This is a genomic window from Sphingobacteriaceae bacterium GW460-11-11-14-LB5, from assembly GCA_002151545.1.
Lineage (GTDB): Bacteria > Bacteroidota > Bacteroidia > Sphingobacteriales > Sphingobacteriaceae > Pedobacter.
In genome coordinates this window covers 204,180-216,906 of record CP021237.1, presented here as the reverse complement: position 1 = coordinate 216,906, position 12,727 = coordinate 204,180, and the positions used below count along the sequence as shown (strand labels likewise).

Annotated in this window: 8 protein-coding genes; all 8 read right to left on the bottom strand. The window is 39.9% G+C overall.

Annotated features, from left to right (window positions below):
* Nucleotides 1-7: 7 nt before the first annotated feature.
* The gene (locus CA265_00895) at nt 8-1,309 is read right to left on the bottom strand and encodes a hypothetical protein (protein ID ARS38320.1); all 1,302 of its coding nucleotides are present in this window, start codon (nt 1,307-1,309) and stop codon (nt 8-10) included.
* A gap of 472 nt (nt 1,310-1,781) precedes the next feature.
* Nucleotides 1,782-2,804 carry a LacI family transcriptional regulator gene (locus CA265_00890; GenBank protein ID ARS38319.1) on the bottom strand — a complete coding sequence of 341 codons (1,023 nt, stop codon included), beginning with the start codon at nt 2,802-2,804 and terminating at the stop codon, nt 1,782-1,784.
* Between the two features lie 85 nt (nt 2,805-2,889).
* Complete coding sequence (locus tag CA265_00885) at nt 2,890-3,642, bottom strand: hypothetical protein (GenBank protein ID ARS38318.1); 753 nt, start codon at nt 3,640-3,642, stop codon at nt 2,890-2,892.
* Nucleotides 3,642-4,571 (bottom strand): hypothetical protein, encoded by a 930-nt coding sequence (locus tag CA265_00880; GenBank protein ARS38317.1) that lies wholly within the window; start codon nt 4,569-4,571, stop codon nt 3,642-3,644. The genes CA265_00885 and CA265_00880 overlap by 1 nt, the downstream gene beginning before the upstream one ends.
* Nucleotides 4,572-4,589: 18 nt before the next feature.
* Entirely contained in the window at nt 4,590-5,558 is a 969-nt protein-coding gene (locus CA265_00875) for an alkaline phosphatase (GenBank protein ARS38316.1), read from the bottom strand.
* A gap of 556 nt (nt 5,559-6,114) precedes the next feature.
* A complete protein-coding gene (locus tag CA265_00870; protein ID ARS38315.1) occupies nt 6,115-7,206 on the bottom strand; it encodes a hypothetical protein in 1,092 nt (363 codons plus the stop codon).
* A gap of 95 nt (nt 7,207-7,301) precedes the next feature.
* Nucleotides 7,302-9,056, bottom strand: coding sequence for a hypothetical protein (locus tag CA265_00865; GenBank protein ID ARS38314.1), 1,755 nt, complete (start codon nt 9,054-9,056; stop codon nt 7,302-7,304).
* Between the two features lie 18 nt (nt 9,057-9,074).
* Entirely contained in the window at nt 9,075-12,653 is a 3,579-nt protein-coding gene (locus tag CA265_00860) for a hypothetical protein (protein ARS38313.1), read from the bottom strand.
* Between the last annotated feature and the right edge of the window lie 74 nt (nt 12,654-12,727).

Below are 12,727 nucleotides of genomic sequence, written 5' to 3'. Positions count from 1 at the left end.
TGACTTGTTAGAAAGTATTAAACTTAAATTTTTGGTTATTGGCACCACCGTAACTCCAGATATTAAGTAATGTACCATTGGCGGTAGCACTGCCCGGAACATCCACATTTTTTGAAGGGGCATTACGAGGCGAAATAATATAATAACCGCTAGCCTCAGGTGTAATGTTAAACTGTTGCGAAGTGGCGCCAGTGTGGGTCCTGATTTCTAATTTGGTTCCGTTTGCTGTAGCACTGCCTACTACCGTAAGCGCTTTAGTAGGTGCATGTAAAGGTGATAGCCTGTAATATCCATCAGCATTTTTGGTTACACTCCATCTTGCGTTATTAGAGTTTCCATCGGTGTAAATAATTACCTGTGTCCCATCAGCAGTAGCGCTGCCAGGTACATTTAACAATTTGGTATTATCCAATGCTGAAGCAATTTCGTAACTGGTATTTGCCGGTAAACCTACGTATGTAAAGCCCGTGTAAAGCTGGTTGATACCTGCGATATCTGTTGGCGACATGTTAGCTGCCGGATAACTGGTTTGATAAGTAGAACCATCGAGTTTGGTAATGGTAGGCTGACCATTGCTCGAAAAAGCATAAGGCTCATACATCATAATCGACTCGAAATCGAAGTTACCATGATTGGTATAACTGGTAGCCGACACCTGATTAAAGTTAAATTCTTTATCATCGGGAATGTTTTCAGGATGGATAATTACATTACTGCTTTGATCGGTTCTGCATTGTTCGTGCATTACGCCCAGTGCATGAAACAGCTCATGAATGATAATGCCAGGTGTATTATAATTGTATAAATTGAGGTTTTGAGCACCCCCAACCATACCTACTGAAGAACTGTTCCCGGTAGATTTAACAAAATTGATATAATTTGTTTGCGATGTTCTTTGTACAAAAGTAAGTGGCGATACCCTGGCGATATATTGCATGGCTTTTAGCGAAGAAGCGGTATCTGCCCCCAGATTGCTCAGACTGTAATATACGATGGAATTTGTCCAGCGTTTAACCAGCGAATTCATAATTAACGCCCTTGCTGTGGAAGACATTGCGGCATTGTTATTGGCTTTCAACAAGTTAAATTGTTGTTCGGTTAAGATAACATCGTCTGAAAGGTAATAGATGCCCTTATCTTCTTTCACCAGGATTTTATTTCCTCCGAAATTAAACTCATGCATGTTGTCTAGCTTTTTCACATCGGTTTCAGCATTGTTTTCGATGCCCTGTTTTTTACAACTTATAACTGAAATACTGAGTAGGATGGCTGTGAATACGCCCAGGTAAATCTTTTTGTTTGTTTTCATTACTTTTTGTTTTATGGTTAGATTGAATGATTTAATGCGACAGCATATTTTGCCTAACGCCTCTGTTAAGCCCCAAACCAAGATTTATCTGCTTTTAATTGTTTTTACGCCATTAAAAAGCCATTCAGTGTTTAAGAAACCTCCAATTCATTTTCACCGTTATAAAACACGAAAAAAAATCCTTACAATAATTTATAAAATAACATAACCGAAGTTAACAAATGCTAAACACAAAAACGGCCGTTTATTAACCAAATTATACCGGATTTTGATTTTAAAATACAAATAAATAAGTCTGACAAATATTATTAAACATACAAAATAAAATTTGGCCGAAATGCGCACTAATGATGGTGTTTAATAGAATCAACGTAGATAAACAGAAAGCCCTGCAATTAATTTGCAGGGCTTTTAATCTAACATGCACCAATGCATATCAGAACTTTAATTCTTTTAAGATGGTAATGTAAAATTATTGATCAAGCACCAGTTTTCCTTCAAGAACAACATTTCTGAACCGCTGTTCTGATACCGAGCCATTGTACCTGGAATTGACGAGGTCCATTAAGATCTGCATTGCGGTTTTGCCTTGCAGGGCTGGTGATTGCTCAACCGTGGCAATGGGTCTGTAATCCATAAACCGTAAAACGGAAAGGTTTGAAAAACTGACAAAGTCTATTGCTTCAGCAGCAGTAATGTGTTGTGCCCTAAGTTTCCTGATTGCATAAATGGCCACATAGTCGTTAAATGCAAGCACTGCGCTTGGCCTGCCGGGTACTGCTAAAAGCCTATCCATTTCTTTTTCGGTGCCACTTTCTGTTAGGTCGCATTCTGTATACAGGGACGGATCAAAAGAGATTTGCTCTCTTTCCAGCGCCTTGATATAACCGTTTTTACGCTCCGTACTCGAAAGCAGGCTTTCGGGTCCGTTAATCATGCCTATTCGCCGGTGCCCCTTCTTTAATAAAAAATCAACCGCCTGCTGGGTGGCTAATTCGATGTTACAACATACTGAATTGATGCTGAAATAAGGGGGAACGCGATCGAAAAACACAACTGGAATACCATTATCTTTAAGCCTGGAAAAATGACCAAAAGTCTGCGTTTCTTTTGCCAGCGCAATCAATAAGCCATCTACCCTAAAATCAATCATTTTTTCTACCAGGGCTATTTCTTGTTCTTCACTATTCATAGACTGGGCTACAAAAACCGCATAATTATTGGCCATTGCCATTTCCTCTATAGCAGTCATTGCCGTAGAAAAAAAGGTTTCGGAAAGATCAGGCAGGATAAGTCCAATGGTAAATGTACGTCCCGACCTAAAAGAAAGAGCCGAATGGTTTGGCCTGTAATTAACCTTCTTTGCTAATTTTTTCACTCTTTCTCTGGTCACCAGAGAAATGGTTGGATGATCAATCAAGGACCGTGAAACAGTACTGATAGAAAGACCAAGTAAATCAGCAATTTCCTTTAATGTTGCAGGTTTCGACTTCATATTATTTTATTTAGAAGGTAAATTGATTGTAACTCCAGCATGCCAGACTGGATATTTTATTTTTTTATTGGTATCATATTTCATCTCACTTCAGCAAAGCATCCTTTAGGTTTTTCACCCAATTATAACAGCTTAAATTCAGTTGCATACTGTGGTAAGAAAGCTGCTGTATTTTATCAGGGTAGTAATCATTAGCATAATCCACTTCGATTAAAAAATCATCGGTGAGTGCATATCCACACCCAATGGTCAGTCTATTACTTCCCAGCCTTGGCTGACTAAACACATTGGGCGCAGTTTGCGTAAATACTTCTTCAGAAGCGACCATGTAAACTGCTCCTTTAACTATTTGTGATGCATTTATGGGCTTTACCAGCTTCAACTGACTCCTTACCCGGTAACTTTCATCAAAACCACCTAAACTTCGTTTGTCACGGTGATCTTCTAACCTCAGTCGGGCAGATAAGGTAAAAGGCGTTTTTCTGAAATAATAAATACCCTGAATGGCAGATCTGATTTCCGGAAGACCATCCTGTCCGGCAAGTATAATTTCGGGGTTATGGTTATAGCCGGTAAACACCGAAAATTTAGCTTTTGAAAGTGAATAATGAATCCATACTCTGGCATAAAGTTGTGCATTGGCATAAAAAGGATTGTTATTTGCGGGCACACCCGTCCATACCTGGCCAAGATTTATTTCATTGCTCCACCTGCCTTTTATCGGTGTTACAAATTGGAAATCGTTCCAAAACTGATTGTAAGTGGTAACTTGTGCGCAAAGATCAGCAGAAATTAAAATCAGCTTTAAACCTAAAACCAATGTAAATATCCGTTTCATTACTTCAATTCGTACTTTATGTATTCATGCTCAAAACTTCCATCATCGTACAGATTGAGAAGAGAATAACCTGGCACGGTTTGTTTATAGGCACTTTTACCATCATCTCCCGGCTCCCACCAGAAACCACTGGTTGCGCCATTACATAAATAAGCAACGTCATTGTACCAAACCTTATCCAGTAAATGAATGTGGCCACTTAAACAAAGTTTAATGTTCTTATTCTGGTTAAACACTTCAATAAACTTCATAATATCGAGGTGGTTGTAACTCCCGCTAACCTTAAATGGCCCTCTAAAATCTGCTTTGTTATCTACAATACCGGTACAGCTCAACAATGGGTAATGCGACATGATTAGTGTAGGCTTATCCTGACTGTTCTTTTTTACATCTTCTACAAACCAGTTCCATTGTTCGTCATCCAGCATACCCGGATTTGTTGGATGGTTACTATCCAGCATGATAAAATGCCAGCCTTTTTGATCGAAGCTATAATAATTATTGCTCATGCCCAGCATCTTTAATACCCCAGCTTTACCGCCCAACTCATCATCTTTACCTTTCCACCACATGTCATGATTTCCCAACACGTGGTGCATGGGGATACCTTTTACAACCTGCACACTTTCGTTCCAGCAGGCCCATTGCTGCTCTACCCGATCTTTGGTAATGTGATCGTAATCAGCCGCATAAATAGAATCGCCACCATTAAGAATCAGCTCTACTTTATCCTTTTTAATCATTTCGAGGCATTTCTTAAAGCGGGCAACAGCATTGTGCTCAGGTCTGATGTGCACATCGGTAATGTGTGCAATTTTTAAAGCCTTCTTTTTCTTGATTGGCGCAGCAACTGATGTGTCTGCAACACTCGTCAAAGCAATCGTTCCTATCGTAGCTCCAAGTGTTTTAATTAAATCTCTTCTTTTCATTTGTGTGTTTAAATTTATTTATCCTAAGTTTCGGTCTGAAATATAGGGTACGATCGGATATATGTAATCGTCCATATTTACCCCTGATTTTTCGGGCGAGGAACCTACAAAAACAGTCTTTTTACCCTTAATTGTAATTCTGTTTTTATGGTCAATTTCAATCATCGCCCATATCGGATCTTTATAGGGCACGGTATATTTAATGTATGGATGTGTTTTATCTACCTCTTCCGAATAACGGCTTTCTTTATACTTATCGCCAAGCCATTGGTATGATGCGCTGTTGATTTGCACATAATGGATGTGATTAATGTAATTGTAGTAATCCTGGTGATGATGGCCGCTGATGACCATAATTACCTTTTGTTTCCCTGCTTTTTTATTGGCCTGCTCCAGCGTATACCGCAGCAATGTGCCGTTTTCCAGTCCACCTGCATCATTATCCAGTCCCTGATGACAAAAAACCACGGTTTCTAAATCAGTTGATTCAAGGTCTTTTCTGAGCCAGTCGAGTTGTGTAGGCGAAATAAAACGGGCATAACCTTTTGGCCGATCGGCACTTTCGTTATGCTCATTTCCATCCAGCACGACAAAATGAAAACCATTAACATCAAAAGCGTAATATTTAGCTTTGGCATTCCAAAAGGTTACGACCTGATCGCGTGTATATCCGCCATCGGTATCGTGATTACCAATTACATGGTATTTAGGACCTTTAAACTGATTCCAAACATCCATTAGTGGACTATTTGCTTTTTTTGGATAGCAGAAATCACCACCCTGTATAATGAAATCGGGCTGCTCCCTGTTCATTTCATCAATAAATGCAGATAGGCGCGATATGCCATCATGCATTACATCATGATGAAGATCGGTGATCATACCAATCCTGACTTTCTTTTTGGCCGGACTTAAGTCAGGAAACCGGGCAAAAAGCATAGTTCCACCCGCTAGTCCTGTTGTTTTTAAAAATTCTTTCCTGTCCATTATTTTTAGATTATGGCTTAGTTGTTAGGTATATTTTTCTGCTGCAAACGCAGGGTTATCTTTGGAGATAAGCGGATTTATTCAAAACCAGCCCGCCTCATCAACAAGTTAAAATACGACTACTATCAGTTAATATTCAGTCATACCAAATATACAAATACTAAACAAAGTTTATAACTATTAATTTATTTTTTATTTTATTTTATGATGCACACTCCTGCTTACCTGCGTGATTAACAATAACTTATACACAAAAAAACATCAGCCGGTAAACAGAATGACGATTGTTTTAATTTGCGCTTAATAATCTGTCAGCTTATAATTGAAAACCGGGTATTACTGCTGCCTGATCTGATGAAAATATAATAGAAGCTCGTGCATCAACATTAATTGGATTGGGTTAAGTTTTTCCCCATATAGAAAATAAAGCTGATATGAGGTCTAATATCCTGCCAATGGTAGGCTGCCGATATTTTAAAGCTTAACTGTGCATTTGCCTGGTTTTTGACAAATGGGTATCTACAGCGAAAAAATGGCTTATCATTTCATGTTCCTGTTATTTCACAACAGATTCAATCACATCGCCTATAGGGTTTACCGAAGTAAAATTAAAGCCCAATAACCTGACAATTGTTTTAGCGTACTGATCCTGATAAATCTGTCCGTTATTTTTCACTTCGCCCAGCGGTTTTATATTTGGTCCCAAAGCCATAAACCAGGTATCATTAGAATGTGGCGTACCGGAACCATGACTTGTCCATTGTTTTCCTTCGCCCCGGCCATGATCTGGCATAACAATGATTGTTGTATTATCTTTATAAAACGGATCCTTCTGAATGTAATTCCATAAACTGCCGATCATGGCATCAATATTATGGGTGGCATCCAAATAGAAATCATACTTACCATCATGTGCATGATCATCAGTATCTGCCAGATCCAGATATACTACTTTAGGGTGGTTGGCTGTGATATATGATTTTGCTATAGCATAAGTACTTGCATCCCAGCGCTCGCCACTGCCCCATAACTGCGGCTCGTAATGTTGTACTTCATTAGCCAGTTTTTGGGCCTCTGTAAGGTTGTTTCCTTTAACATCCTCAAATGGGTTATTCACCATTAATCCATTTCTATTGCGGTTAATAATTCTGGCCACGGCATCCCATGAAGCAAAGGCCACCACCTTGCCTTTATAGCCTTTTTGCTGATTTATAAACTCGAGTATATTTTTATTCGGATTATCAGGATAGTCGTTACTGTTTACTTTAGGATCAGGGTAACCTGTTAAATTTTCATTTCGGCCAGGATAAGAAAACCAAAAAGTGTTTTTAACGTTAACCAAACTTCCTTCTTTTCGGTTGCCATAAAGCTGCCCTTGCTTTGCTATTGTACGCCATACAAATGGCATGAGTTTAACCCGCCGGTCTTGCTCATTATCGGCCCAGTACTTGTTAATCCGCTCGGTAGAATCCTGAGAATTGTATTTTTTATTTGTTAAAAGTTGCTGTTCGGCTCCCTGAAATACCTCATGCCACCGCAATCCGTCTATTGAAATGATGATGAGGTTCCCGGCTTTATTACTATGCTGTGCAATAGCAAAATGATTAACCAAACTTATAAACAAGAATAGAATACCTGCTTTTTTCATATTATTTTTTCTATCGATCGTATACGATCATTTTTAAACAATTGTAGAAAAGCCCTCCCGAAGGAGGGCTATCTCAAACTAACCGGTAACCAATTTTATTGCCACCCAGGGTTTTGAATAAGGTTTTTATTCAGTAATAACTCTGAAGTAGGGATCGGAAATAAGTAATTTTTATTTTCGTTAAATGTTTTGGTCTGATTTGGATAAGGAACGATATTGCCTGAGTTCCCGTTGGAAAGGTAGATATCCTTGTTAATCACAGCATAAGTAACGCCTGGTGTTTTTACTGCAGGTATAGCGGCAACAATCGCAAAGTCGAGTTTGCCATCCTTAGTCAGGTCGTACTCCCCAAGTCCAGGGAAATAAATTCCGTAAAACTTCTTTGCGAGCAGGTTTCCAGCTTTCCAGCGTAAGATATCACTGTACCTAAAACCCTCGCCTGCAAGCTCCACACGGCGCTCTCTTCTAATTTCCAAAATCAGGGCACTGCTTACATCAGGATACTGCGCAGCCAAAACCGGATCTATAGCCACGCCCATGTTAAGGTGGGCAGCTCCGGTCATTCCAACACGATCGCGTAGTTTATTGATGGTCAAGTCAAGGTCCGCCTGGGTAATTGTTCCCAACTCAGCCATAGCCTCAGCATAATTTAGCAGCACTTCTGCATACCTGATTACCGGAGCATCATTATCAGATTGACCGTAAATCTCCTTAATCGGATCATCCTGGTAAAATTTCACCTGAAGATAGCCTGTTGGTGTGCCTCCGGGAATTTTAGGAATGGGACTAAATCTTTTGCTTGCATCTGTTCTGTCTGTACGGGTATAAAGTGGATTCAGCACCGTTTGAATCAACCTTGGATCTCTGTTTTCAAATTCATCCATATAGGTTTTTGTTGCATAACCGGCAACTGAAGTAAATGGAGTACCGTCTTTCATCAGGTAAGAATTGACCATCTCTTTGGTAAAACCCCTGCCATAAGCGCCAGATTCGGCACTAAATGCATGCCTTAAGTTTAATATTGTACTATATTCGTAAGCCAATATGACTTCGTTTTGAGGCGCATCAGACATGGCAAACAAATTGAGGTAATCTACGTCGGGCTTTCCTGTAGTGTACAAAGAATAACCTCCTTCATCGATCACTTTTTTAGCTGCATCTTTTGCGGCAATAAGAAAACGATCTGCATCGGCAATTCCACGGTATTTGCGCCAGGTACCTTCAAACAAACAAATTCGCGACTTTAAGGATAGTGCCACATAACGGTTTATTGTCCACAGCGGGGTTTTAGATGTCCGAATATTTGCTGAAGCATAATCAAGATCCTTTAATACAGAATCCATTACCAGCGTACGCGGGTCTTGTGGTTTATACAGCTGCGCCTCGTCATTAATGTTCATTGTTCCCGAATACCAGGGCACATTTCCAAACCGCTTTACTTTATCGAAATAGAACCAGGCACGGAACAAACGGGCCACGCCAACATAATGGTTCTTTGCCTCAGCAGCAGCATTTGCTTTACCATAGTTTTCGAGAAAATAATTTACACTCCGCAAATAACTCCAGCTCCAGCCACCACCTGTACTTGGCACCAGATATTCGCCGGCCACTACTTTATCATAAGGTAGGGTTTCCATATTATCGCTTTGTGTATCATCGGTCATGATGCCTGCACCAGGAACCAGACTGTACAAACCGTTACAATATAACTCCAGGTCTTTTTCATTTTTAAAAAAAGTTTGCGGAGCGATATCCGTAATCGGGAGTTTATCAAGAAAGTCTTTTTTGCAACTTCCAAAGCATATTAAAATTATAACAATGCTTAAATAAATACCTATATTCTTTAACATGATCTTCAATTTTATATCTTAAAGTGTTACATTAATACCTGCTGAATAACTTCTTTGGAAAGGATATGATTTTCCAGTTCCCCATGACGATGAGCCGTCTCCGCCAAGTGTTTCGGGATCAAGCACCTTGAACTTAATGTTATTGATTTCTCCAATATTCTCTCCACTCAAATAGAAGCGAAAGCTCTTCAGTCCGATTCTTTTTACCAGCTTCTCCGGCAACCTGTAGCCAATGGTCAGGTTTTTTAACCGCAGATAAGAAGCATCCTGCAGGTAACGGGTCTGCACGACATCTAGATCCCGCCATTCTGCAATATCACCTGTTCTCCAGGCCGCATACCTTGGAAAGTAGGCATCCGGATTTTCCGGCGACCACATGTTATCCAGCTGATGCTGATAAACATGCTCCCACGGGGCACGATAGGTACCCCAGAAATAACTTGATGTACCTAACCAGAAATCTCTTTTAGCTACACCTTGTAAAAAAAAACTCATATCGAATCCTTTCCAGTTAAAACCACCGCTAATACCGTAGGTATAACGTGCTTCTCTATTTCCGATCACCTTCAGATCGCCATGATCGCCAAGGGTCAGTTTTCCAATATTGATTTTTCCGTCGCCATTTAAATCTCTGTACTTTGGATCACCTGCATGAAAACCATAGTAACCGTCTACAGCAGACTGATCGGCATGTGCAGCTACCTCAGCATCAGACTGAAATAATCCTTCAGTTTCCATTCCCCATATTTCTCCGATTCTTTTACCTACATAATATTCTCCAATATTGCCGTTAGGATTATCGAATTTGGTGATCACGGTATAATTATCCGCCAGAACGAATCTGAAATTGTATTTAAAATCAGAACTGGCGAGGTTGAACTTATTATTATAATTTAAGGAGAGTTCCCATCCCCTTGTTCTCAAATCAGCAGCATTGGTTCTAGGGGGAGGTGTACCAAGTACAGCGGGAAGTTGCCTTGATGAGGTTAGCATATCTTTAACATCCCGGATGTAATAGTCATAAGAGATATTCAGTTTATTTCCCATCAGGGCAATATCCGTTCCCCAGTTTTTGGTGTATTGTCTTTCCCATGTTAAGCTTGGTGAAACCAAACCTGGCGCATATACCGCAGGTGGCTGGTTACCCCCTAAAATATTGGTTATTTTAGATGAACTTGACATTAATGGTATGTATGGATAATAATCCGGGTCACTGCTACCCGCTTTACTTACCGTTTGGTTACCTAAAGAACCATAAGAGAACCTTAATTTAAAGTCGCTGATGGCAGGTTTTAATCCTTTGAAGAAATTTTCTTCAGATACGCGCCATCCTATTGATCCTGAAGGAAGAAATACATAACGGTCATCAACAGGGAAACGGGATGAACCATCTCTCCGTCCATTAACCTCTAACAGGTATTTGTTATCATAGGCATAGTTTACCCTGAAAAACTGACTTCTTAAGGCCCATTCACCTGCTGTTGAAGTATAGGATGGATTGCCCAATGCAAGACCAATGTTTGGTGTATTTGAGCTGATCAGGTCATTTCGGAATATCGAATTGCTATCTTCATGATAACCTTCCTGGCTATAACCAGCCATGGCTTTAACATTGTGTTTGCCAAAATTCTTTTCATATTCTCCAAATACATTAAATACATTGTATTTACTGGTATTATATCCCTGGCCAAGCCCGCTCTGTCCATCCTGAATATTTACATTTGGGTTGGCATACTGATATTCTAAAGGAATATATGGGTCTAGAAAATTTCCATTTACACTTTGGAAAGTATAATTGGTGGTCACCCTCAGGCTATTCTTGAAAAAATTTGTCTGTGCCTCAAAGGTGGTTAAATAATCATTTTTCTGAGACTCCCCGCGTCCACCATCTTTTAAATAGCCCAGTAGTACGCCATTTGCGGTATAGGAGCCATTTGGATTGTTTACAATCTCAAAGCTTGGTATTCTACCAATAGCGTGGAACAAATCACCTCTCGAAGGGCCATTCCACAGGGTAGGATATTTGTAACCTGTCCTGCTCAACTGTGTGGTATTACCCAATTTCAACCATGAAGTGGCTTTAAATTCTGTTTTGCTACGCAATGAATACCTGCTGTACACATCCGGATTTCCTTCAAACAATCCTTCCTGACGCAGATAGCCGGCAGAGACATTATAAGTAACCTTTTCTGTGCCTCCCCTGATGGATAAATTATTATCCCAGGTTGGCGTATTTTTTCTGAAAAGTTCATCAAACCAGTTGGTAGAACCAACATATACGTATTTTGTCGGATCAGCAGGATCTATATAATAAGGAGGCAAACTCGGATCGGCTGAACGTTTGTTCGCATAATCCATAAAAGTTTGGTTGTATAAATCGGTTCCGTAATAAGCTTTATAACCCTCATTTTTAACCCGCATTACAGTTGCCGGATCGGTTACGATATTGGGTAATTCGGTCAATCGCTTATCTGAAAAATTAGAAGAAAATTCTATATTCAAACCAGAATTAAATTTGCCACTTTTAGTCGTGATTAGGATCACACCAAAGGTTGCCCTTCCCCCGTATATAGCCGCCGAGGCCGCATCTTTTAATACCGTGATATTTTCTACATCCTGTGGATTAAGGGAATAAAGGCTGCTGTTTGATGTGGTTGGCACGCCATCAATTACAATAAGCGGAGATCCGCCATTGATGGACTCATATCCCCTGATGTTTAAATCAGAAGTACGGCCAGGCTGCCCGCTAAAATTGGTGATGGTTAGATTGGGAATCACACCCTGCAAGCCCTGTGCAATGTTTGAAATCGGGCGGTCTTTTAATACATCACCACTAACAGTACTTACGGCGCCTGTTAAATTTACTTTTTTGGTCGATCCGTAACCGACCACCACAAAGTCGCTCAGCTCTGCTGCACTTTCTTCAAGTTGTATGGTTAGCGTACTTTGTCCATTTAGTGGAACTTCTTTGGTTTTGTAACCCACAAAAGAAATCAGCAGGACATCGTTTTTATCTGCCACAAGGGAAAATTTTCCTTCCGTATTTGCAGTAGTGGCTTTTGTGGTGCCCTTCACTTTCACCGATGCTCCGGGAAGCGGTGCTCCCTTGCTATCTACTATTTTACCTTCAATATTTACAAAAACCATCAAGGGGCCACCGAAGATGTTGTTTTGCTCTTCAACCTTGTTTTTGACTACAATCGTTTTGCCTACAATGGCATAACTAAGTGTCTGGTCTTTAAAAACATCTTTCAGTACGGCGTCCAGCGGTTTGTTTTTAACCGCTAAAGATACTTTATTGCTTTTTTTAAGCAATTCGGTTTGCACCCATAAATTGTATCCGCTCTGCTTTTCAATCTTATCCAGCACAAGTTGCAGTGATGCATTCTTTACGGATAAAGTAATGCTTTGCCCATAACCTGCTGCATAAATATGAAGGCAGGTTATAAAACAGATCAAGGCTGTCAGTTTGATTCGCATGATAAATCTTCTTTTTTTATCGAGGTCTATCCCCATGTACCAGGCAAAAAAAGCCTGGGCAATTCTGTTTGCCTGCCTATTTTTATAAATAGGTAGGTACGGAGTAAAAAAATCCATATTTTTGTTTGGTTTGGTTGTTTTGTAAAAAGTTAATCCAATATTTTTCTTTCAGATTCAGCCTAAACTATTGC

Bases quoted from the DNA above. Each gene is read 5' to 3' on its own strand.
- CA265_00895 (ARS38320.1), bottom strand. From the start codon at position 1,309: ATGAAAACAAACAAAAAGATTTACCTGGGCGTATTCACAGCCATCCTA.
- CA265_00890 (ARS38319.1), bottom strand. From the start codon at position 2,804: ATGAAGTCGAAACCTGCAACATTAAAGGAAATTGCTGATTTACTTGGT.
- CA265_00885 (ARS38318.1), bottom strand. From the start codon at position 3,642: ATGAAACGGATATTTACATTGGTTTTAGGTTTAAAGCTGATTTTAATT.
- CA265_00880 (ARS38317.1), bottom strand. From the start codon at position 4,571: ATGAAAAGAAGAGATTTAATTAAAACACTTGGAGCTACGATAGGAACG.
- CA265_00875 (ARS38316.1), bottom strand. From the start codon at position 5,558: ATGGACAGGAAAGAATTTTTAAAAACAACAGGACTAGCGGGTGGAACT.
- CA265_00870 (ARS38315.1), bottom strand. From the start codon at position 7,206: ATGAAAAAAGCAGGTATTCTATTCTTGTTTATAAGTTTGGTTAATCAT.
- CA265_00865 (ARS38314.1), bottom strand. From the start codon at position 9,056: ATGTTAAAGAATATAGGTATTTATTTAAGCATTGTTATAATTTTAATA.
- CA265_00860 (ARS38313.1), bottom strand. From the start codon at position 12,653: ATGGATTTTTTTACTCCGTACCTACCTATTTATAAAAATAGGCAGGCA.